Genomic DNA, 22,663 nt, shown 5'->3' with positions numbered 1-22,663 from the left:
TCCGGCCTCTTCGGGGCTTTGCCCCGTTTCGTCCGTTCCGCGCTGGCAGAGAGAAAGTTACGCGTCCGGGGTTTGGACGTCAAATCGAGGGGGCAGCGGCCTGCGTCACACCGTCGACAGATGGCTATACGGCCTGGTCAGGACGGTTTACCCCGGCTCGGTGGAGGCGCCGCTGGGCGAGCAGGCCCCGGACCCCGAGCACGCCGACAGCCGCACCGAGGGTCAGGGACGCGGCGATGAGGAGGGCGTGGATCCAGAGGAAGCCGGTCCCGTCGCCCGCACCGACCGTGCCGGTCGACCACGAGCGAGGGTCGTTCCAGATGGCAACGGCGAACCTCGGCCAGATCACCCAGGTCCAGACTCCGACGCCGACGAGGAAGAGCGCCCAACCACGCGACAGCACCATGACCGACGAGTATGCCAGCGCCAACACGTCCGCCCTGGTCGACACAGGTCCCGGACCAGCCCGCCGGGCCGGACACTGGCATCCCACGCGTACTACCGTTGGCCCATGGTCCGGGCGAGCATTCTGCCGCCGGTGGGCGTCGGGAGCGACGACCTGCCGGGCGACGCCGTGCCGCACACGCCGGCGACCACGTCCGGGGACGGGCGAGAGCGCCTCCTGGACGTCCTCCGTGCCCGCGGGCTGCGGTTCCGCGCCGGCGCGCGATGGCAACCGGCTCACTGAGCCGATCCTGCCAACCACACCGACCGGGGCGTCCCGTCCCGCGTCGACGCGCGCACGCGAACCCATCCACCCGCACGACACGAGAGGCGTACCACCATGTCCGCTGCACGGATGCTCACCGGCGACCGCCCGACGGGGCGACTGCACCTTGGCCACTACGTGGGCAGCATCGCCAACCGGGTCCGGTTGCACCAGTCGTACGACAGCTTCTTCATCATTGCCGACCTGCACATGCTCACCACCCGGAACACCCGGGAGGACGTCGCCGCAGTCGCCGGCAACGCCCGGGAGATGGTGCTCGACGTCCTCGCTGCCGGGATCGAACCGGAGCGGGCCACGTTCTACCTCCAGTCCGCCGTGCCCGAGGTGGGCGACCTGAACACGCTCTTCCAAAACCTGGTCACGGTGCCGAGGCTGGAGCGGGTGCCGTCGCTGAAGGAGATGGCCCGGGCCGCCGACAAGGACGAGATGCCGTACGGGCTGCTCGGTTATCCCGTCCTCCAGGCGGCGGACATCCTCTGCGTACGGGCGGACGTGGTGCCGGTGGGCCGGGACAACGCCGCGCACGTGGAGGTGACCCGGGAGGTGGCCCGCCGCTTCAACCACCTCTACGGCGAGGTCCTGCCCGTGCCGGAGATGATCCACGCCGAGACGCCGGTGCTGGTCGGCACGGACGGTCGGGCCAAGATGAGCAAGAGCCTCGGTAACGCGATCGCGCTCGCCGACCCGCCGGCGGTGGTCCGCCGCAAGGTGCTGGGGATGTACACCGACCCCAACCGGGTACGGGCGGACGTGCCGGGCACCGTCGAGGGGAACCCGGTCTTCGTCTACCACGACGTGTTCAACCCGGACACCGCCGAGGTCGACGAGCTGAAGAAGCGGTACCGGGCCGGCCGGGTCGGCGACGTCGAGGTGAAGGAGCGACTGGCGGCCGCGCTGAACCGGTTCCTCGACCCGATGCGCGAGCGGCGGGCCCGCTTCGCCGCCGAGCGGGGGCTGGTCGACCAGTTGATCGCCGAGGGCACGGAACGGACCCGGCAGGAGGTCCGGCAGACCCTCGCCGAGGTACGCCGGGCGATGGGGCTGACCGGCGCGTACCAGCAGATCCGACGCCGGGCCGAACGGTACCGGGGCCGGGCGGGCGTTTCGGCGTGAGGCGGGGGCGGGCCGCGCGTCCGGCGTGGCCCGCCCCGGCACGTATCCTGGAACTTTCCGTCTTCCCGCTGCCGAGGAGCCGCGACCTGATGACCTCCCCGGACCCGTCCGCCACGGCGGGCCCCTCGCTGGACACCGTGCACGGTTCGGTCGTCCTGCCCACCTTCCTGCCCGACGGCACCCGGGCCTCGGTCCGGGCGGTCGACACCCTCGACCTGGCGACGGTGGGGATCGAGGCGGTGATGGTCAACGCGATGCACCTGGCCCAGCGACCCGGGTTGCAGACCATCAAGCGGGCCGGCGGTCTGCACCGCTTCATGGCCTGGGACGGCGTGATCGTCTCCGACTCGGGCGGGTTCCAGGTGCTCTCCCTGCTGCGTAAGCAGGGCAAGAAGGGGTCGATCCGGTCCAGCGGGGTGACCTTCCAGGAGTCGCCGAGCGCGAAGAAGATCGTGCTGACTCCGGAGAAGGTCATCGAGTGGCAGTTCGGCCTCCGTTCCGACGTGGTGGTCGCCCTGGACGACTGCACCGGCCCGGAGGACTCGCCGGCCGAACAACTCGCCTCGACCGAGCGGACGATCCGCTGGTTCCGTCAGGCCCGGCAGGCGTACGACCTCCAGTGCCGGCAACGGCGGCTGGCCGAGCCGCCGATGTTGGTCGGCGTGGTGCAGGGCGGGACCGATCCGGAGCTGCGGCAGCGCTGCGTCGACGCGCTGGTCGAGTCGGGGGCGCAGGGGTTCGGGTTCGGCGGCTGGCCGCTCAGCGCGGAGGGTGAGCTGGAGCGCGAGATGTTCGCTCTGCTCTCCCGGATCACCCCGCCGGACGCGCCGCTGTTCGCCCTGGGCGTGGGCCGCCCGGAGCACCTGGTCTCCCTCTGCGAGTTGGACATGCGCTGGGTGTTCGACTGCACGATCCCGACCCGGGACGCCCGGCACGGCCGGCTCTACGCGTTCCAGCCGGACATCGCCGACCGACTGCTCACCCCGGACCGGACCTTCTACCAGAACGTCTACATCCTTGACGAGGAGAACTCCCGCAAGGACGAGCCGATCTGCGCCACCTGTGACTGCCCGACCTGCCGGCGGTACAGCCGCAGTTACCTGCACCACCTGTTCCGGGTGAAGGACGGCCTGGCGGACCGGCTGGCCACCCTGCACAACCTGCGCTTCTACACCCGGTTGCTGGAGATGATCCGGGCCGGGCGGATGGCCCGACCCGGGCTGCGCGAGCCGGCCCAGCTCGGGTGAGCGGGGTGACGCCGCTGCCGCCAGATGTGGATCCGGCCGCGGCCTCCGTGGACCCGCCGGCCGTGACGAAGGTGATCGCCCGGCTGGTGGCGGCGGCCAAGTACCGGGACGTCCATCCCGAGACCATCGCCGACCTGGTGCGCCGGGAGGGGCGGACCACGGGTGACGCCGCCGAACTGGAGCGGCTGGTCCGGGCCCGGCTGCACAAGGTCGCGGCGTTGCACCTGCTCACTGCCCGGCCGGCGGCGCTGCGACGGACGCTCGACCGGGCCGACCTGGCCGATCCGCAGGCCCGCCGCGAGTGGTGCCGACAGGTGCTGGCCGGGCACTTCTCCACCGCCGAACGCCTGCCCGACCTGGACGTCTTCTACCCGACGCTGTTCGGGCTGGTGCCGCCCCCGGAGACGGTGGCGGACATCGCCTGCGCGCTGAACCCGTTCACCCTGCCCTGGCTGCGGGAGGTGAGCGACGCCCGCTACGTCGGCTACGACTTCAACGCGACCTTCGCCGCGCTCGGCAACGCCTTCCTGTCCCGGACGTACCCGGGGTGCGAGGTGCGGCAGGAGGAGGTGCTCGCCGACGGTCACCAGGTGGACGCGGACCTGGCGCTGCTGCTGAAGACGTACCACTGCATGGAGGGACGCCGGCCCGGCGCGGGGCTGGCGCTGGTCGACCGGCTGGCGTGCCGGCACGTGGTGGTGTCCTTCCCGACCCGGGCGATGAACGGCCGGGCGGCGGTCTTCGTGCCGCGGCACGTCGAGGAGCTGGCCGAACTGGCCCGCGACCGGGGTTGGAGCTGGTCGCGGGCCACTCTCGGGTCCGAGGACCTGGTGGCGATCGGCAAGGGCTGACCGCCGCTCGGGGTCAGTCCTCCCAGAGGCGCGCGACGATCTCGTTGGTCTGCTCCCGGGTGCGCGGCCGGTCGGCGAGCCCGTCCATCGCGCCCCAGGCGCCGGCGTACCAGGAGTCCTCGGTCAGCTCACGGTCGGTGAAGCGGCCGGCGAGCGCCTCGGCGACCCGGCCGATCCGTCCGCAGGCGTCCTCGGCCACCTCGGCGGTGAACGCCTGCGAGGGGGTCTGGTTGTCGCCCTCGAAGAAGAGCAGTCCCTCGGCCGCCGAGGCGGCGTGGAAGGCGTCCTGCACCTCGTCGTCGGCGCAGACGAACTGGAAGAGGTTGCCGTTGCCGGCCAGGTCGATCGGGACGCTGGCCCCGGCGAACGCCGCCCGGGCGTGGGCGATGAACCGGTCGCCGCCGGCCCGGCCGGCCCGCTGCGGCTCGCCGGTCGCCATCCGCCGCAGGGTGGTGGTCGCGGCGGCCAGCGCGGTCGGCTCGAAGTACGAGGTGAACGAGACCTCCTCCAGGCCGGCCAGCAGGTGGGCGTCGCCGCCGACCGCCGCGACCGGGGAGCCGTTGGCCAGGCACTTCGCCACGATCCAGACGGCCGGGTCGAGCAGGTCGGTGGAGAGTCCACCCCGGTAGCGGAGGCCGACCTTCACCTCGTCGGCGATGACCGGAACGTCCGCTTCCCGGGTCAGCCGGGTGAACTCGGTGTACCAGCGTTCGCCGAGGTGCATGTGGTCGGGGCTGATCACCACCGCGGCCACCTGGTCCGGGCTGGCCAGCCACTCGGCGAGCACGTCCAGGTCGAAGAGGAACTCGACGATGCCGTGCTCGTTGGGGCTGAACGCCTCGTCGCAGTGCCACATCGGGTCGTACCCGTGGTAGCCGGAGCTGAGAATGATCGGCTTGTCCCGGGCGTCCCGTACCGCGCAGGCCACCGAGCGGAGCGCGGCGGTGCCGGTACGGAAGAGCCCGATCACGTCGCCGCCACACACCTCCTGCAACTGGCCGAGCAGGGAGTCCAGCACCGGGCTCCACGCGGTGCCCACACCGGCGGCGCCCCGGGCGGCGCGGGCGATGGCCTCGGCCACCTCCTCGTCACCGTGGCCGAGGGTTACCGAGCCGCGGGCGTTGTCGAAGTCGATCCACCGCCGACCGTCCGGGTCGGTCAGGTAGGCACCGGAGCCCGCCACGAAGACCCGGGGGCGGCCGTGGGCGTCCCGGGGACAGGTGGGTTCCTGGGCCAGCAGCTTGCCGGCGCCGATGTCGATGGTCATGCGTTCCGCTCGATTCACTCTGTTCCGACAGGTGGGGAGAAGAGGTCGGGTTCGATGCCGAACTCCCGGCGCAACAGTTGATGGGTCATCCGCAGGGCGAGCGCCTGGATGGTGAGGGTCGGGTTGACGCCGCCGGGGTAGGGCATGACGCCGCCGTCGACCACCATCAGGTTCGCCAGTCCGTGCACCCGTCCGTCCGGGTCGATGACCGAGGTACGCGGGTCGGTGCCGGCCCGGCAGGTGCCGTGCAGGTGGGTGCTGCCCATCCAGTAGTACGACGACTCGCGCCAGGTCAGCTCACAGCCGGCGGCCCGGAGGATTTCCTCGGCCCGCCGCTGGAGGTACTCCAGCCGGGCCCGGTCCCGGGGGTGGGGCGAGTAGTCCAGCACCACGTCCGGCAGGCCGAACCGGTCCACGCCCCGGCCGAGGGACACCCGGTTGTCGGCGCGCGGCTGGTCGGGCACCAGGCACTCGAGCCGGATGATCTGCTCGTCGGGGCGTAGCCGGAGGGCCTCCTCCGGCTGGGACTCGATGATCAGCCCACCGAGCCCGCCGGGCGCGTCGTCGGCGGTGTAGTAGTCGGTGATCGCGGCGCTCGAGAAGGGACCCGGACCGGAGACCCGGTCACCGCGCGGGGTCACCGGCTCGTCGGTCCGCCGGTAGCCGAGGACGTACCCACTCATCTTCATGCACAGGCCCCGGCCGACCATGTCATGGTCGTTGCCGAGCCCCTGCGGGCTCAGATCGTCGGTGGAGCGCAGCAGCAGGGCGGCGCTCTGCACGGCGTTGCCGGCGACGACGACGTGCCGGGCCCGGAACACGTACCGGTTGCCGTTGTCCACCCGGACGCACTCGACTCCGTCCACACTGGTGGCGTCCCGGCGCAGCACCCGGACGGCCTTGAGGCCGGCGAAGAGCCGCAGCCCGGCCTTGCGGGCCGGGTCGATGAAGACGGTGGCCGCGTCGCCCTTGGCGCCCCGGTCGCACCGGTTCGAGATGCAGGGTCGCTCCCCGGCGCACGCCAGCCGTCCCTGGTACGGCTCGGTGGTGATGGCCAGCGGGGTCGGAAAGGGGTTCAGACCGAGTGAGCGGGCGGCCTTTCTGATCGCCGCGCCCTCGGGGGTGGTCTCCACCGGGGGCATCGGGTACACGGGATCACTCGGCAGGCTCGGGTCGTGCCCGCCACCGGCGATGCCGAGCGCCGATTCCACCACCTGGTAGTAGGGGTCGATCTCCGCCACCGTCCAGGGCCACCGCAGCGGCAGGTCGGAGCGGCCCAGCCGGCTCTCCACGTCGAAGTCGATCGGACGGTAGCGGAAGACCGCGCCGCCGAAGAAGACCGTTCCGCCACCGACGTTGCAGGTGGACCAGGGGTTGCCGGTCTTCTCCCAGACGCCGCTGTCCTGGCGGATCCAGGCGGTCTCGGCGACCGTCTCGACGTCGTCGTAGCTCACCCAGGGGTCCACGAAGGGGCCCTGTTCGACGACCACGACGTCGAGACCGGCACGTTGCAGGGCCCACGCGGTGATCGCACCGGAGGCGCCGCTGCCGATCACACAGACGTCGGCGACGCGGGCGGTGTCGTCGGCGGTCGGTTCGGGCCCGTACCGCAGTCGGGCTGTGACGTCCTCGTGACCGGCACTCAGGTCGACGGAAGCGCTGATGAGAACCTCCCGGGTTGCGTATGCATGTCGGCCGGCCACGCCGAATCCCGGCGGGCCCGGCCGGTCACTGGGGTTGTTCGTGCGGGCGTACGACGGTCGGGGGTGCGCCGATGGTCACCGGATCGGCCCGCAGCGCGTCGGGGGGTCGCCGGACGGTGAGCACCTGGCCGGTGGTCCCGGTCCGCCGGGCGTTCGTGACCGCCCAGGCCACCAGTCGAGCGGCGGCGGCGGTGTCGTCGGGCGCGTCCGGGCCGCCCATGTCGGTGGGGATCCAGCCCGGGTCGACCGCGTTGACGGCGACGTCCTGGTCGCGCAGGGCGACCGCCAGATTGACGGTCATGATGTTCAGGGCGGCCTTGGACATCCGGTAGCCGGTGGCCTCCCCGTCGGCGGTGGCCGGGTCGGCGTCGTCGGCGGTCACGTTGACCACGGCGGCTCCCGCCGCGGCCCGGAGCAGCGGGAGCACCGCACGGGTCACCAGCAGGGGGCCGACCGCGTTGACCGCGAGCAGCTCGTGGACGGCTTCGGCGGTCACGCTCTCCAGGTCGGCGTCACGTTCGTCGAGGAAGACGCCGGCGTTGTTGACCAGGCCGGCGAGGCGCCCGCCGGTGCGCGTGGCCACCAGGTCGGCCGCGGCCGCGATGCTCGCCGGGGAGGTCACGTCCAGGGGTACGTGGTCGGCCCGGCCGCCCCGGTGACGCAGCGCCTCGGCGGCCGCCGCGCCCCGCCGGTCGTCCCGGCAGCCGAGCAGGACGGACCAGCCGTCGTCGGCCAGGAGGGTGGCGGTGGCGAGACCGAGACCCCGGTTCCCACCGGTCACCAGGACGTGGCCCCGGGCCGGGTTGGTGTTCATGCTCCGCTGCCCGGTCACTTACCGCTCGACGCGCCGGCCCCGGCGAGGGCCGCGCGGTAGCAGTCCACCATCCGGTCCCGGGTGGCGGCGACATCGAAGGTGCTGGCGGTGGTGGTCTGCGCCGCGCGGATCTGGTCGACCACCGCGTCCCGGTTCGCGAGCACGTGCCGGACGACGTCGGCCAGTGCGCGCACGTCGCCGGGCGGGGCGAGCAGGTCCGGGCAGGCCGAGCCGATCGTGCTGCGCAGCCCCCCGACCGCGTAGGCGGCGACCGGGGTACCCGCCATGATCGCCTCGATCGCGCTGCCGCCGAGTTCCTCGTGGATGGATGGCATGACCAGGGTGTCCACCAGCGCGAGGGCGGCCGGCACCTGGTCGTGCGGGAGGAACCCGGTCACCACGAACTGGTGTGCGCGGCCGGCCTCGGCGATCTCCTTCTCCATCCGTTCCCGCTGGGGGCCGTCGCCGACGACGAGGAAGGTCGGGGCGAGGTCGTCCAGGAGTTCGGCCAGTCGGAGCAGGTCCGGCCAGCCCTTCTCGTGGGCGACCCGGCCGATGTAGCCGATCAGGGGGCGGCGGCCGGTCAGGCCATACCGCTGGGCGAACGCGGCCGCCTCGTCCGCCGTCGCCGGGGTGATGTCCACCGCGTCCGGGTTGACCACGATGGCGGAGCGGTCCAGGCCGGTCGCGGCGCTCACCACGTCGGCGGTCCGGGCGGTCAGGGTGCTGACCCGCGCGGCGGACCGCAACGCCTGCCGCTCGGCGTGGGTCACAAGGCGGTGCGCCATGGCGTCCACCGCCGACATCGGCTGGTAGACGGAGAGCCGGGAGCAGTGCAGGGTGAGCACGTAGGGCACACCCAGCAACCGGGCGGCGACCCGGCCGGCGATCAGCGGCCAGATCTGGCCGTCGGCGTGCACGTGGACGAGATCGGGCCGCCAGTCACCACGGCGCATCCGAAGGCATTCCCGGATGGTCGCGGCCAGCCACGCCTGTCCCAACCCGACCAGTCCGGTGATCTCGGAGCGGACCTGGGGCAGGGACATCCGAGCGATCCGAACGGTCAGCCCCGGCTCGATTTCCTTCGTCGGTGGTAGCCCGGGAAAGCCCAGGGTCAGCACGAGCTGGTCGACGCCCGCCCTGGCCAGGCTGCGGGACAGCGCGAGGATCTGCACCTGCATACCGCCCACCGGGTCGAACTCGGCCGGCCAGTGGTCGACGTAGTCGTGGTGGAAAAAAGGGGTCAGCCGAAGTACACGCACGACGCCATCCGATTCTCCCGAGGAGTGGCGGAAAAGCTATTTCTGAATTACGTAAATCAGCTCGCTGCCGATCTCCAGTCGCTGAATGCGGCACGACCGTTCGGTGGCCTGGGACTCAAAACTCTGTGAATAGTTCTGAAACATCCCCTTCGATCGCTGACCGAGAGACTTGGTCGGGAAGGTTACCACGATAATCGGCGAGTTGACAATGTCAATCACTTCCCACCCGGAGCCTCGTTGCTGAGTCTCCAGACAGGGCAGCGTCTTCAGCAATAGCGTGACATCGGCGGGCTCGTCAAGACGGTCCTCGAGCAGGTCGGCAACGTTCGTCCGATGTGGAACGCCGAGCGTCGTCAGCGCGGCGTCGACGAAGCCCATCAGACGGGCGTCGATGTCGGAGGCGATGTAGACGGTCTCCGCGGGCAGGCCCATCCAGGGCGCGGCCAGGGGGTTCAGGCCACAAGCGAGGTCACGCAGCGTGTCCGGCCGGGGCAGGTGGCGGAAGATCTCCCGGTAGAACTCCTCGAGGTGCGGCAATCGCTCCCGGGTGGAGATATGTACGGACATGGCGCGGCGCAGGGCCGCCCGGACCGCCTCGTCGTCACCGGCGTCGACTGCCGAGGAAAGCTGCCGTAGCAACGCTGTGTAGTTGGGCGGGCTGGGCGGCAGGAAGGCCCCGTAGATCTCGTGCAGGCCACGCTTGGTGCGCTTCACCGCGTCGGGCAGGTCACCTCGCGAGGCGACGAGGGCCGCCCGGGCCAGGCGGCGCACGGTGGCCGGAGCCACCGTCTGGTACCGCCGGCTCTTGGTGATGGCCTGCTCGACCTCGTGGATACGGTCGTCGTCCGCAGGTGTCGTCATCGGTCCTCCAAAAGGTCCTCAATGGGCGGTGAAGCGGAGGATTCCACCCGCCGACCCACCCGTTCGCATACCAAGAGTTATTGGTTCGTCTACCGGGAGTTGTTGCACGGTTATTGGGGGCGACCCGGAGAGCGCTCGCCCACGCACCGGCCCGGCGTCCATATTGGTCGGCCTGCCCGGCAAGCCCGTCTTGGCCGCTTTTTGCACGTCGACACTGGTGATTGCGTCTGGCACACTTGGCCGGGGCCGCGATCTAACGGTTGCCGCAGTCTGGCTTGGGGAGGACGAGAAAGTGACCCTTCTTGCCGTCAATGGTGGTTCCCCGATACGCGCGCAGCAGTGGCCGTTGTGGCCCGCTCCTGCGCCCGGCGCCCTCGACGCACTGAATGAGGTTCTCCATTCCGGTCGCTGGGCAATCAGCGGCCCCTATCAGGGCAAGCAGAGCTTCGAACGGCGATTCGCGGAGGCGTTCGCCGAGTTCCACGGGATCGGGCACTGCGTGCCGACCTCCAGTGGGACGGCCAGCCTCATGGTCGCGCTCGAGGCATGCGGGGTCGGGGCCGGTCACGAGGTTATCATCCCGGGCCTGACCTGGGTCGCGAACGCATCCACCGTCGCCGGGGTCAACGCGGTCCCGGTCCCCGTCGACGTGGACCCGCAGACCCTCTGTCTCGACCCCGCCGCCGTCGAGCAGGCGATCACCCCACGTACCGCCGCGATCGTCGTGGTTCACCTCTACTCCGCCGTGGCGGACCTGGACGCGCTGACCGCGATCGCCGAGCGGCACGGCATCCCGCTGATCGAGGACTGCGCGCAGGCGCACGGCGCCCGCTACCGCGACCGTCGGGTCGGCACGTTCGGGGCCTTCGGCACCTTCAGCATGCAGCACAGCAAGGTGCTCACCAGCGGTGAGGGCGGCGCCGTGATCACCGGCGACGCGGCGCTCTCCCGACGGGCCGAGCACCTGCGGGCGGACGGCCGTACGTACACGCCGTGCGAGCCCGCCGTGGGCGAGATGGAGCTGGCCCAGACCGCGGAGCTGATGGGCAACAACCGGTGCCTGTCGGAGTTCCAGGCGGCACTTCTCCTCGGCCAGCTCGAGCTGCTCGACGAGCAGAACGAGCGGCGGCGGGCCAACGCGGCCCTGCTCGACGAAGGGCTCGGCGCACTGGGCGTCCGGCCCCAGGTCTCCTCGGCCGGCACCACCGAGCGCACCTACTACGAGTGGGCGGGTCGGATCTCCGACGACGAGATCGGGCAGATCGGGGTCGAACGGATCGCCCCGGCGCTGGCCGCCGAGCTCTCCGGCGCGGCCATCTACGCCAGCTACCCGCCCATGAACCACAACCGGCTCTACCGGCCGGCCACCCGACAGCGGTTCGACGGCATCGGCGGGCTCGACCTGACCGGCTACGCCCTGCCGGTCTCCGAGGATGCCGGCCAGCGGGTCGTCACCATCCACCACTCGGCGCTGCTCGGCGACGAGTCGGACATGAAGGACATCGTTCGCGCCTTCGAGAAGGTGTTCACGAATCACCGGGAACTTCGCGGCTGACCACCAGGGCCGGACGGGGGAGACCCCATCGACCCCGGCTCTGGTTGCTGCGATCGGGGAGCCCCGACCCCGGGGCTCCTCAGGAAAGGGCCCCAACCCAGGGTTGTAAGGACCCGTGACGAAGGGTAAGCGTATGGAGGTCGAGATACGCCTAGGGTCGGTTCGGTACCCGTTCCGGCTCGGCACCGACTGCCTCGGTGCCATCGTGGACGACCTGGTCGCCATGTCGGCCAGTCGGCTCCTGATCGTCTGCGACAGCAACACCGGTCCCCTGTTCGGCGCGGAACTGGTCGAACGACTCTCCCCCCACGTTCCGGCGAACCTGCTCATCCACCGCGCCGGTGAGCCGTACAAGGATCTCCAGGCCGTCGGCACGTTGGCCGACTCGGCGCTCCAGCTCGGGGCGGACCGCGCCTCGGTGGTGGTCGCCGTCGGCGGCGGTGTCATCGGCAACATCGCGGGGCTGATGGCCGCGCTGCTCTTCCGTGGGATCCGCCTCGTCCACATCCCGACGTCGCTCATCGCGATGTCCGACTCGGTCCTCTCCCTCAAGCAGGCGGTCAACGCCTGCGTGGGCAAGAACCTGATGGGCACCTTCTACGCGCCCGAGTCCGTCCTGGCCGACACCGCCATGCTGCGGAGCCTGCCGTTCCGCGAGACGGTCTCCGGCCTCTGCGAGGTCGTCAAGAACTCCCTGGCCATCCGGCCGAGCATGGTCGAGCTGCTCCGGACGTCGCTGCGGCAGGACGCCGTCTACGACGACGAGACCATGTACCAGATCATCTCGGAGAGCATCCTGGCCAAGGCCTCGGTGACCGAGGACGACATGCACGAGTGCCGCGCCGGCCTCGTGCTCGAGTACGGCCACACGGTCGGGCACGCCATCGAGTACACCGCCGGCGGCGGTATCTCCCACGGTCAGGCGATCGGCCTCGGCATGGTGGTGGCCGCCGAGGTGTCCCACCGACTCGGCCACCTCGACGAGGAGGCCGTCGCCCTGCACCGGGAGTTGTTGACCCGGGCGGGCGCGATGGTCACCATCCCCGAGGAGGTCGACCTCGACGAGGTGATGCACCGGCTGCGCTTCGACAACAAGCGCGGCTACCTCGCCGACCCGGCCGAGAGCAGCGCCATGGTCCTCCTCGGAAAACTGGGCGAGCCGCTGTGGCACGAGGGCCGTCCGCTGGTCTCGGTCCCGATGGCCCTGGTCGGCGAGGTCGTCAACGAGATCGCCCGGCCGGAGATCCCGAACTTCGAGTTGGTGCCACCGCCCGAGGACGGCCGGGTGCCGGACACGGTGGGTGCTGCCGATGGTTGAGCGCTTGGGCGTCGCCGTGGTCGGCGGCGGGTTCATGGGTGGCGTGCACGCCGAGGTCCTCACCGCAGATCCCCGTGTGGATCTGCGGTGGGTGGTGGACCGGGACGAGCGCGTCGGCACGGACCTGGCCGCCCGATTCGGCGCACGCGTCACCACGACTCTCGACGAAGCGCTGGCTGACGACGCGGTCCGACTCGTGGTGGTGGCCACCCCTGCCGCCACCCACGAGCCGATCGCGGCCCAGGCCATCGCCGCAGGCCGGCACGTCCTGGTGGAGAAGCCGCTCGTGCTCTCCACCGAGGCCGCCCGGAAGCTGGCCGCGTCAGCCCGCGAACGCGGGCTGACGCTCGCCCACGGCGGCAACTTCGTCTACGCGCCGAAGTTCGCCCGGGCCCGGGAACTGGCCGAGGACCGGGACGCGCTGGGCACCGTCCACTCGGTCCGGGTGGCCTTCCGTACCTCCGGGCCGGACACCGACTGGTTCCGGTCGAAGGCGACCGCCGGCGGCGGCGCCCTCACCGACCTCGGATGGCACGCGGTCGAGCTGTGCCGCTGGATGCTCGGCAAGCCGGCCATCCGGTCGGTGACCGCCTGCACCCGTCAGCTCAGCACTGCCGGGGACGTCGAGGACCAGGGCGTCATCCTGATCGAGTTCGCCGACGGCGTGATCGGTCAGTGCGACGTCTCCTGGCTCTGCCCGGGCGGGGAGCAGCTCACGGTCGAGGTGATCGGCACCGACGGCGTGGTCAGCGCCGACCTCTGGCAGGGCATGGGCATCGAGGTCTACACCAACACCAAGTTCAGCCAGGTGTGGGAACCCAACCAGGGATGGCTGCGTCCCGAATGGGAGTGGATCCGCAACAGCGGATACGTGCACCAGGACCGTCAGGTCGTGGACGCGGTGCTCGAGGGCAAGCCGATGACGCACACCCCGGACGACGCGGTCGCGGTCGTGGAGGCCCTCGAGGCGGCCTACCGCAGCGCAGCTGACGGACGGAAAGTGGAGATGAATGCCTGACAACACTGCCCCACGGGGCGTCCTTTCGCTGACGCCGTTCTTCCTCTACGCCGATCACCAGAAGCTGTGGAAGCCACGGTTCGACCCGATGGGCGGCATGCACGTGTTGGGCCACGCGATCGTCACGGAGATGGGCCGGCGGGGTTTCCCGCAGCGGGTCCTCACCATGGCCCCGCCCGGCATCCCGAAGGACCTCCAGATCGCGCCGAACATCACCGTGCACGCCCGGCGCCTGCCGGTGCTGCCGATCCCGTCCAAGCTGGAGGGGTACTTCGGCCTGGTCGGGGCGTGGGCGAAGGCCAGCCTGCTCTACGTGATGCAAAACAAGGAGCAGCTCAAGCGGGAGATCGGGATCGTGCACGCGCACTGCGACGGTTCCGGCTCCGCCCCGGCGTACGCGTACGCCGCGGCCAGGGTTCTGGACGTGCCGTGCGTCGCGCACATCTACTCCTGCCGGTCGCTCACCCAGCACCCGACGACGGTGTTCGAGCGGGTGGTCGACCCGGTGGCCAAGTCGGCGGAGAAGTACGTCATCCAGAACTCCGGGGCGGTCCTGACGCTCAGCGACAAGGTCCGCGAGCGGATCCGGGACGAACTGCACGTGCCGGACGACCGGGTGCACCGCCTGGCGCACCTGGTCACCGACAACTTCGTCGGCCACGACACGCCGGAGCGCCGGGAGGAGCTGCGGCAGCGGTTCGGGCTGACCGACGACAAGCCGACGATCCTCTACGTCGGCCGGATCTCGTCGGAAAAGGGCGTCGACTGGTTCGTCAAGGCCGCCGCCGAGGTGGCCAAGCGGCGGGACTGCCGGTTCCTCATCGCCGGTGACGGCCCGCAGCGCGGCGACATCGAGGCGCTGGCCCGCCAGCTCGGGGTCGCCGACAAGCTGGTCATCACCGGCTTCCTGCTCCCCGAGTACATCCCGTCGATCATCTCGCTCTCGACGCTGGCCGTCCTGCCCTCGCAGTACGAGGAGCTGGGCGTCGTGGTGCTCGAGTACATGATGATGAAGCGCCCGGTGGTGGCGCACGACGTCAGCGGCGTCCACAAGCTGGTCGAGCACATGAAGACCGGCGTGCTGGTGCCGCCCTTCGACCCTCCGAAGCTCGGCGACGCCATCGAGATGGTGCTCGACGATCCGGACCTGGCCCGTCGTCTGGCGGAGAACGCCGAGTCGATTCCCCAGCAGTACTCGCTGGCCTCGGCCGGAGAACGCCTCCAGGCGATCTACCTATCCCTCATGGAGGAGTCCTGAGATGACCGTCACTAACAAGATCGTCACCGGTGTCGCGTTCCCACCGTCGTTGTTGGCGGAGACCCCGCCGATCTCGGTGGCGACGCTCACGGCCTATCTTCGCGACAAGGGTCTGCCGGCCCTCGGCCTGGACCTGAACGCGGACTTCAACGAGTACCTGCTCAACCGGGTCCAGATCGAGCAGGTGCAGGGCGCGGAGAACACCCACGAGTTCACCCAGCCGTTCATCAAGCGGTTCTTCCTGAACCACATCACCGGCAACTACTTCACCGAGACGAACTTCGAGCAGTGGGACCTGCAGCAGCAGTGCCAGGTGGCCCCGGAGAGCCTCTCCATCTGGGACCCGCCGTTCCCGTTCTCGTACTGCGAGTTCCTGTCGATCCTGCGGGACGAGCCGGAGCGCGTCGCGAAGCTGGTCCGGGACCCGGACGCGAACATCTACCACGCCTTCTACCAGGAGAAGGTGGCCGGCAAGGCCGCCGGGCTGGGCCTGATGGGCTTCTCGATCATGGGGTACAACCAGGTCATCCCCGCGCTGACCCTGGGCTACCTGATGAAGCAGGAGAACCCGGACCTCTACATCTGCTGGGGTGGCCCCTGGGTGACCTCGTTCGCGGACATGCTCATCCCGCGCCTGGAGGCCTGCCCCGAACTGGGTGACCTGATCGACGCGCTGGTCGTCCGGGAGGGCGAGGAGCCGCTGCTGAAGATGGCCGAGGCGCTGTCCCGGGGCGAGCGGCCGGTCGGCATCCCCGGCGGCTGCAAGCCGATGTCCGAGCAGAGCGTGCTCGACACCAAGCCGGTCGGCCGCAAGCTGCTGCTGGAGATGTCCAAGCCGCGGGAGAACATGCCCAACACCCACTGGCGCACCGAGGACGGCACCTACGAGCGCAGCGGTGACATCTCCTGGGTCGCCGACATGAACCAGATCCCGACCCCGGACTACAGCGACTTCGACCTGTCGCTGTACACCACTTACCAGGAGGGTCAGGGCAGCCTCGTCCTCCAGGGCTCGCGGTCCTGCTACTACATGAAGTGCTCGTTCTGCAACGCGATCACCAACTTCGCGCCGTGGAGCTACCGGGAGCGCAGCACCGAGAACATCCAGAAGGACATCGACACCTTCCTGGAGCTGTACCCCGGGACCGTGCACTTCGACTTCGCCGACGCGGTCTTCCCGGCGAAGCGGCTGGTCGAGATCGCCGACTTCTTCATCGAGAAGAAGCGCCCGGAGCTGTTCTGGGAGGTCGACGTCCGGTTCGAGGGCAACATCGACAAGCCCGTCCTGACCAAGATGCGCGACTCGCAGGGCACGCTCCGCTTCGGCCTGGAGACCGCGAACGAGCGGCTGCTCGACCTGGTCCGGAAGGGCAACCGGATGGACGTCGTCCACCGGCTGCTCCAGGACAGCCGCGATCTGGGCTACAAGCCGTTCCTGATGACCATCGTCGGCCTGCCCACCGAGGAGCGGAACGAGGCCGAGGAGCTCTACCAGTTCCTCAGCGACTACCACGACACGGTGACGTACCAGATCGCCGACTTCATCGTCGAGCGGAACTCGCCGATCCAGCTCCGGCCGGACGAGTACGGCATCCACATCGATGACGACGAGCAGGAGAGCTTCCACCACAACCTGCACTTCACCCGTCGCGCCGGCTACACCGACGACGAGGCGCAGGAGGTGTACCAGGACATCCTGGTCCGCACCATGCAGCGGTTCAAGGGCGCCCACGAGGTGGACGTGGAGCAGGAGCGGAGTCGGGTCGACCCGTCCGACTCGGTGTACCGGCTGAGCCTGCGCGCCGGGTCCTTCGCGTTGGAGAACTACTGGGTGAAGCACAACAACATGCCGTTCGAGGGCCTGGTGCCGATCGGTTACAAGGTCCAGCAGCAGTGGACCGACATGTCCAACAAGGGCACGGTCTTCGAGATCGACCCGGACATCGCCCTCGGGGCCCTCGCCGGGGCAGGTAGCCACTGATGACGCAGAAACTGGCCATCCTCGGCGGCGACCCGCTCCGGACCCGGCCGTGGCCGGAGTGGCCGCACGTCGGCCCGGAGGACGTGGAGCGGCTGCGGACCGTCATCGAGACCCGCAACCTCGGTGGCATTCCCTTCCCGAACACCATGCACCAGCAGTTCGCCCAGCGGTTCACCGACAAGCTCGGCGCGAAGTACGGCGTCCTGGCCGCCAACGGCACGGTGACCCTCTCGATGGCGCTGCGCGCGCTCGGGGTCCACGCCGGCGACGAGGTGATCACCACCGCCTTCACCTGGATCGGGACGGTCGCCGGCATCGTGCACGTCAACGCCGTGCCGGTGCTGGCGGACATCTCCGACGACAACTGGTGCATCGACCCGGTGAAGGTCGAGGAGGCGATCACCGAGCGGACCAAGGCGATCATGGTGGTGCACCTGGGCAACCAGGTCGCCGACATGGACGCGCTGCTGGACATCTGCCGCCGGCACAACCTCCTGCTCGTCGAGGACTGCGCGCACGCCCACTTCGCGGAGTGGCGCGGCAAGTGTGTCGGCACCATCGGTGACGCCGGCAGCTACAGCTTCGAGACCAGCAAGATCATGACCTCCGGTGAGGGTGGCTTCCTGGTCACCGCCACCGAGGAGACGTTCCACCGGGCGATGTCCCTGGCGCACGTCGGCCGCAAGGAGGCCCCGTACGACAGGTTCCCGGGCCGGGTCTTCGGCTGGAACCACCGGGCCACCGAGATGCAGGCGGCCGTCCTGCTCGGGCAGCTCGACCAGTACGACGAACTCGACAAGCAGCGGACCGCGATGGCGGAGCTGCTGACCGAGGGACTCGTCGAGATCGGCGGTTTCAAGCCGCTGCCCGAGGACCCGCGGGTCACCCGCCGGCAGCGGTACGAACTGCTCTTCCGGTTCGACACCGAGGCCTGGGACGGACTGCACCGGGACAAGGTGCTGGAGGCGATCCTCGCCGAGGGGGTGGAGTTCGAGGGGAACACCTTCTACCCACCGCTGCACCGCGACGAGCTGTTCCACATCACCGCCGACGACTGGCCGGCGATCCGGGAGCGGTACGGCGAGAAGATCTCCCCGGACGCTTTCCACCTGCCGGTGGCGGAACGGGTGGCCTTCGACGAGGCGGTCTGGATCCACCACTCCCTGCTCTCCGTGCAGCCGGAGGACGTACAGGACATGCTGGATGCGGTGGTCAAGGTCCGGGACAATCTTGGGGCGCTGAAGCAGAGCCTATGATCGGTTCATGGCTCTGACGAAGCTCGGTCGGGCGGACACCCCGCCCGACCGATCCCTCGAAACCTTCCCGATCGGCGACGACTCGCAGGAGATCACCATCGACTGCCGGGAGTTCACCTGCCGCTGCCCCATCACCGGGCAGCCGGACTGGGCGACCATCCGGATCGACTACCGCCCGGGCGACCGGGGGGTGGAGACCAAGAGCCTCAAGCTCTACCTGGAGACCTTCCGGGATGAGGGGATCTTCCACGAGCACCTGGCGACGAAGATGCGCGACGACCTGGTGGCGGCCCTCGACCCGGTCTTCCTCAAGGTCACGGTCGACTTCAACGTCCGGGGCGGCATCGCGCTGGCGGCGTCGAGCACGTACCAGCGCTGAGCCCTCCGGGGCGGGCGCGCAGAACGGCGGCGGCCGGTGGTTCCTCCGGGAACCACCGGCCGCCGCCGTTTCTGGTGCTGTCTTGTTGGTGGAGCTTCTCTGGTCAGTCCTGGGCGGGGATGAGGACGGGCTTGATGCTCCGGTCCCGGTTGACCACCTTCTCGATGGTCTCGTCGATCAGGGCGTTCGTCCGCTCGTCATCACGCAACAGACCGCCGAAGGCCTCCTCCGCGAAGTCGAGCTTCCGCTCCTCGGTCAACTCACCACCCGAGGTCGGCGCGATGTCCGGTCGATCCGCGATCACCTGACGCGTCGCCTTACGGAACGCCGACAACGCGTGGTCCACCGCAGCCTCGTCGAACGCCGTCGTCACCAACTGCGTCCCCGAGTCCTCGAAATACACCCCGAACTCGTGCGCCGTCTTGTAGATCTCCCAACCCAGATCATCGTTCGGCAACACGACATCGAACATCAGGGCCGGACCGCCCACCCAGTTCGGGACACCCTCACTGGTCAGGACCTCCCGCATACCGTCCGCCAGGCGACGGCCCATCCGCTCGGCGTTCTCGTACACGCCCGGCGTGTCCAACACGTCCAACACGGCCAGCGCCGCCGCCATCGGCGGCACCTCCCGCGTATAAGTGCCCTGGATCCCCGAAACGTCGTACGCGTCGATGATGTCCCGACGACCCATCACCGCCGCCAACGAATGACCATTCGCCAGACCCTTGCCGAGGACGACGACGTCGGCCGGCACGCCCAACCCGTGTACGCCCTTCGGGCCGGCCCGGAAACCCGTATACACCTCGTCGAGGATGAACGGCACGTCGTACCGCGCGCACAACGCCGACATCCGACGGTAGTGGTCGAGGTCGAAGTACAACACCTCGGGAGAGACGATGACGCCGGCGACCTGGTCACCGAACGCCGCCAGCATCTTTGTCAGGGCCTTCTCGTTGTACCCGAAACCCACCACACCGGTGGACTGCTGGTACCCGAACTCTTCCCCGGCCATCTGCCATTCGTGCCAGCCGTGATAGCCGGACGACAGGACCAACTCCCGACCCGTCGCGGCCCGCGCCAACCGGACCGCCATCGCCGTGCCCTCGGTACCGGTCTTGTGGAAGACGACCTTCTCCGCGCACTCGTACCGCTCGCACATCCGCTCCGCCAGCTCCACCCGCGGCACCGACAACGTCGACGCGAACGCCGTACCGTAGTCCCGGATCTGCCGCGTGATCGCCTCGTTGACGGCCGGATGACGGTAGCCGAGGATGACGGCGGCATCAGCGCCGGTCAGATCGACGTAGCGATTGCCCGACAGATCCGTCATCCAGGCGCCCTCGGCATGGACGATCACCGACGGGTAGCGCCCCGAGATGTCGTATTCCTCTGCCGCGGTCGTCCGTCGGGCCCGCTCGACCAACTCACGGTAGTTCATCAGCCCACCACGCCATTCACGTCGGGGCGGGCCGGCGTCCAGTGACGCCGGCCCGCCCGGATCAGCTCAGAGAAACTCGTCCAGCAGTTGGAAGTAGGTCAGCTTCTGCTGGTTGACCGTGGTGCAGCCGTACCGCCGGAGGAAATGGTCGGCGTGCGGCTGCCCGTAGCCCCAGACGTCGTCCTCGGCGATGTTGTACAGCGCCAGGGCGAGGTCCGACCACCGGTCCGCCACCCCGACCCGGTCGACGTCGATGACGCCGGCCAGGGTCAGCGTGTCCGGATCGATCAGCACGTTGTCGAGGTTGAGGTCACCGTGGCAGACGACGAGGTCGTCCTCGGGTGGAGGCGTCAGCCGGCTCAGTTCGTCCCAGAGCTGCTGGGCCGACCAGCCCTCGTGGGACGAGTCGACGTCGTCCAGGTCGAGCGCGCCCAACTCGTGCGCCGACTTCGCCTGGTGGATCAGGTCGGCCAGCCGCCGCTCGTACGGACACTCCGCCACCGGCAGGTCGTGCAGCATCCGGGCGACGTCGGCGACCACCTCGACCACCCGCCAGCGCTCCTCCGGCTTCCAGAGCCGGGCGGCCGGCCGGCCGGGCAACGCGCGGGTGACCACCCACTCGAGGTCGTCGTTGGCGTCGACGGCCACCACCTCCGGTACGGGCACTCCCCGGTCGGTCAGCCAGCGGAGCCGTTCGGCCTCCTTGACGGGGTTGAACCGGTGGTCGTCGGGGTGCCTGGGCGGAGTCGTCTTCACGTAGAAGGAGGGTTCCTCCCCCACGCGGTAGACCGTCGCGCCGGACGAACGCTCGCCCAGGCACTCCCACGGCGCGTCCCTGTCGCCCCAACCAGTCACCGGTATCGGTGCGGCAGCCATCTTCGCCGATCCTGTTGTTCTCTCCCGGATCTCGGCTTCAGTCCTGGGCGGGGATGAGGACGGGCTTGATGCTCCGGTCCCGGTTGACCACCTTCTCGATGGTCTCGTCGATCAGGGCGTTCGTCCGCTCGTCATCACGCAACAGACCGCCGAAGGCCTCCTCCGCGAAGTCGAGCTTCCGCTCCTCGGTCAACTCGCCACCCGAGGTCGGCGCGATGTCCGGTCGATCCGCGATCACCTGACGCGTCGCCTTACGGAACGCCGACAACGCGTGGTCCACCGCAGCCTCGTCGAACGCCGTCGTCACCAACTGCGTCCCCGAGTCCTCGAAATACACCCCGAACTCGTGCGCCGTCTTGTAGATCTCCCAACCCAGATCATCGTTCGGCAACACGACATCGAACATCAGGGCCGGACCGCCCACCCAGTTCGGGACACCCTCACTGGTCAGGACCTCCCGCATACCGTCCGCCAGGCGACGGCCCATCCGCTCGGCGTTCTCGTACACGCCCGGCGTGTCCAACACGTCCAACACGGCCAGCGCCGCCGCCATCGGCGGCACCTCCCGCGTATAAGTGCCCTGGATCCCCGAAACGTCGTACGCGTCGATGATGTCCCGACGACCCATCACCGCCGCCAACGAATGACCATTCGCCAGACCCTTGCTGACCACCACCACGTCGGCCGGCACGCCCAGACCGTGCACACCCTTCGGGCCGGCCCGGAAACCCGTATACACCTCGTCCATCATGAACGGCACACCGTACCGCCCACACAACGCCGACATTCGGCGATAGAAGTCAACATCGAAGTACAACAACTCCGGCGAGATCAGCACCCCGGCGACCTCGTCACCGAACGCCTCCAGCATCTTCGCCAGGGCCTTCTCGTTGTACCCGAAACCCACCACACCCGTGGTCTGCTGGTACCCGAACTCCTCAGACGCCAGCTGCCACTCGTGCCAGCCGTGATAGCCACACGACAGGATCAACTCCCGACCCGTCGCCGCCCGCGCCAACCGAGTCGCCATCGCCGTGCCCTCGGAGCCGGACTTGTGGAAGACGACCTTCTCCGCGCACTCGTACCGCTCACACAGCCGCTCCGCCAACTCCACCCGCGGCACCGACAACGTCGACGCGAACGCCGTACCAAAATCCTGAATCTGCCGCGTGATGGCCTCGCTCACCGCCGGGTGCCGGTGGCCAAGGATGATCGTCCCGCTGGAGGCGGTGAGGTCGACATAGCGGTTGCCCTCGACGTCGGTCAGCCACGCGCCATCGCCCGACTGGATCATCGCCGAGAAGCGGGTCCCGATGTCGTACTTCTCCGCGGCGGTCACCCGGCGGGCCCGCTCGACCAGCCCCCGGTTCGTCAAGTTGGCAGAATCCATGTCCTGGCTACTTTCTCTCGCCGATTTGACTCTTGCCCAGGCGTGCCACCGGGATCGGCGCCGGGTTGTCCGGCCGGCGCGTCGGCGGGCCCGCTCGACCCGTGGCCGGCGGCTGCCGTCAGCGATCCCCCACGGGACACCGTGGCCGCCAGCATATAGCACCGTCACTATGTGCGGAATGGCGAAAACAGGTCCTGACGGCTGGTGATTTTCACTTTCGGTCACCCCACGGAAGCAGGGTGCAGTACCGGCCGGTCAATCCGTTCCCAGCCCGGCGGATCGAGCACGTCACGGGCCACAACGGGCGCGCCGCCCAGTTCACGTACCGTGGTTTTCCGGCCGG

19 protein-coding genes are annotated in these 22,663 nt (G+C 69.5%); 10 read left to right on the top strand and 9 right to left on the bottom strand.

Going from position 1 to position 22,663, the window contains the following annotated elements; translation table 11 throughout:
- Positions 1–124 precede the first annotated feature (124 nt).
- Positions 125–406 carry an SCO4848 family membrane protein gene (locus GA0074692_RS26640; RefSeq protein WP_091654138.1) on the bottom strand — a complete coding sequence of 94 codons (282 nt, stop codon included), beginning with the start codon at positions 404–406 and terminating at the stop codon, positions 125–127.
- Positions 407–784: 378 nt separating this feature from the next.
- Here GA0074692_RS26640 and trpS point away from each other — a divergent pair, with 378 nt between their 5' ends.
- The 3 genes from trpS to GA0074692_RS26625 all read left to right on the top strand — a co-directional run bounded on the left by trpS (position 785) and on the right by GA0074692_RS26625 (position 3,941).
- A complete protein-coding gene (trpS, locus tag GA0074692_RS26635; protein ID WP_091648902.1) occupies positions 785–1,843 on the top strand; it encodes a tryptophan--tRNA ligase in 1,059 nt (352 codons plus the stop codon).
- 89 nt (positions 1,844–1,932) lie between these two features.
- Complete coding sequence (locus tag GA0074692_RS26630) at positions 1,933–3,090, top strand: tRNA-ribosyltransferase family protein (protein ID WP_091648897.1); 1,158 nt, start codon at positions 1,933–1,935, stop codon at positions 3,088–3,090.
- 62 nt (positions 3,091–3,152) lie between these two features.
- Positions 3,153–3,941 carry a class I SAM-dependent methyltransferase gene (locus tag GA0074692_RS26625; protein WP_176738593.1) on the top strand — a complete coding sequence of 263 codons (789 nt, stop codon included), beginning with the start codon at positions 3,153–3,155 and terminating at the stop codon, positions 3,939–3,941.
- A 13-nt stretch (positions 3,942–3,954) separates the two neighbouring features.
- Here GA0074692_RS26625 and GA0074692_RS26620 read toward each other — a convergent pair whose 3' ends face one another.
- Genes GA0074692_RS26620 through GA0074692_RS26600 form a run of 5 tightly spaced genes read right to left on the bottom strand, consistent with a single transcriptional unit; the run spans position 3,955 to position 9,848 of the window.
- Complete coding sequence (locus tag GA0074692_RS26620) at positions 3,955–5,208, bottom strand: aminotransferase class III-fold pyridoxal phosphate-dependent enzyme (protein ID WP_091648892.1); 1,254 nt, start codon at positions 5,206–5,208, stop codon at positions 3,955–3,957.
- Between the two features lie 14 nt (positions 5,209–5,222).
- Positions 5,223–6,911 carry an FAD-dependent oxidoreductase gene (locus GA0074692_RS36590; RefSeq protein WP_091648888.1) on the bottom strand — a complete coding sequence of 563 codons (1,689 nt, stop codon included), beginning with the start codon at positions 6,909–6,911 and terminating at the stop codon, positions 5,223–5,225.
- A 25-nt stretch (positions 6,912–6,936) separates the two neighbouring features.
- Entirely contained in the window at positions 6,937–7,725 is a 789-nt protein-coding gene (locus GA0074692_RS26610) for an SDR family NAD(P)-dependent oxidoreductase (protein ID WP_141725421.1), read from the bottom strand.
- A gap of 14 nt (positions 7,726–7,739) precedes the next feature.
- A complete protein-coding gene (locus GA0074692_RS26605) occupies positions 7,740–8,987 on the bottom strand; it encodes a glycosyltransferase family 4 protein (protein ID WP_091648882.1) in 1,248 nt (415 codons plus the stop codon).
- A 36-nt stretch (positions 8,988–9,023) separates the two neighbouring features.
- Entirely contained in the window at positions 9,024–9,848 is an 825-nt protein-coding gene (locus GA0074692_RS26600; RefSeq protein WP_091654134.1) for an Rmt family 16S rRNA (guanine(1405)-N(7))-methyltransferase, read from the bottom strand.
- A 292-nt stretch (positions 9,849–10,140) separates the two neighbouring features.
- On the opposite strand from GA0074692_RS26600, the gene GA0074692_RS26595 reads away from it, so the two are divergent.
- From GA0074692_RS26595 to queF, 7 genes are all read left to right on the top strand, one after another.
- The gene (locus tag GA0074692_RS26595) at positions 10,141–11,403 is read left to right on the top strand and encodes a DegT/DnrJ/EryC1/StrS aminotransferase family protein (RefSeq protein WP_245730476.1); all 1,263 of its coding nucleotides are present in this window, start codon (positions 10,141–10,143) and stop codon (positions 11,401–11,403) included.
- 133 nt (positions 11,404–11,536) lie between these two features.
- The gene (locus GA0074692_RS26590; protein ID WP_091648879.1) at positions 11,537–12,721 is read left to right on the top strand and encodes a 2-deoxy-scyllo-inosose synthase; all 1,185 of its coding nucleotides are present in this window, start codon (positions 11,537–11,539) and stop codon (positions 12,719–12,721) included.
- Positions 12,714–13,739, top strand: a complete 1,026-nt coding sequence (locus GA0074692_RS26585; RefSeq protein WP_141725420.1) for a Gfo/Idh/MocA family protein — start codon at positions 12,714–12,716, stop codon at positions 13,737–13,739. The genes GA0074692_RS26590 and GA0074692_RS26585 overlap by 8 nt, the downstream gene beginning before the upstream one ends.
- Positions 13,732–14,997 (top strand): glycosyltransferase family 4 protein, encoded by a 1,266-nt coding sequence (locus tag GA0074692_RS26580; protein WP_091648872.1) that lies wholly within the window; start codon positions 13,732–13,734, stop codon positions 14,995–14,997. Before GA0074692_RS26585 ends, GA0074692_RS26580 begins: the two co-directional genes overlap by 8 nt.
- 1 nt (position 14,998) lies before the next feature.
- Positions 14,999–16,978: a B12-binding domain-containing radical SAM protein gene (locus GA0074692_RS26575; RefSeq protein ID WP_091648869.1), complete on the top strand. Its 1,980-nt coding sequence runs from the start codon at positions 14,999–15,001 to the stop codon at positions 16,976–16,978.
- Entirely contained in the window at positions 16,978–18,234 is a 1,257-nt protein-coding gene (locus tag GA0074692_RS26570; protein WP_091648866.1) for a DegT/DnrJ/EryC1/StrS family aminotransferase, read from the top strand. The genes GA0074692_RS26575 and GA0074692_RS26570 overlap by 1 nt, the downstream gene beginning before the upstream one ends.
- A 7-nt stretch (positions 18,235–18,241) precedes the next feature.
- Positions 18,242–18,613 (top strand): preQ(1) synthase, encoded by a 372-nt coding sequence (gene queF / locus GA0074692_RS26565; protein ID WP_091648863.1) that lies wholly within the window; start codon positions 18,242–18,244, stop codon positions 18,611–18,613.
- A gap of 103 nt (positions 18,614–18,716) precedes the next feature.
- Here queF and GA0074692_RS26560 read toward each other — a convergent pair whose 3' ends face one another.
- The 3 genes from GA0074692_RS26560 to GA0074692_RS26550 all read right to left on the bottom strand — a co-directional run bounded on the left by GA0074692_RS26560 (position 18,717) and on the right by GA0074692_RS26550 (position 22,320).
- Complete coding sequence (locus GA0074692_RS26560; RefSeq protein WP_091648858.1) at positions 18,717–20,054, bottom strand: aminotransferase class III-fold pyridoxal phosphate-dependent enzyme; 1,338 nt, start codon at positions 20,052–20,054, stop codon at positions 18,717–18,719.
- A 66-nt stretch (positions 20,055–20,120) separates the two neighbouring features.
- Positions 20,121–20,930 (bottom strand): APH(3') family aminoglycoside O-phosphotransferase, encoded by an 810-nt coding sequence (locus GA0074692_RS26555; RefSeq protein ID WP_091648856.1) that lies wholly within the window; start codon positions 20,928–20,930, stop codon positions 20,121–20,123.
- A gap of 37 nt (positions 20,931–20,967) precedes the next feature.
- Positions 20,968–22,320 carry an aminotransferase class III-fold pyridoxal phosphate-dependent enzyme gene (locus GA0074692_RS26550; protein WP_091648853.1) on the bottom strand — a complete coding sequence of 451 codons (1,353 nt, stop codon included), beginning with the start codon at positions 22,318–22,320 and terminating at the stop codon, positions 20,968–20,970.
- Positions 22,321–22,663 lie beyond the last annotated feature (343 nt).

The organism is Micromonospora pallida (assembly GCF_900090325.1).
Taxonomy (GTDB): Bacteria; Actinomycetota; Actinomycetes; order Mycobacteriales; family Micromonosporaceae; genus Micromonospora; species Micromonospora pallida.
Note: the sequence above shows the minus strand (reverse complement) of the source record. Positions and strands in the feature narration are given on the sequence as shown.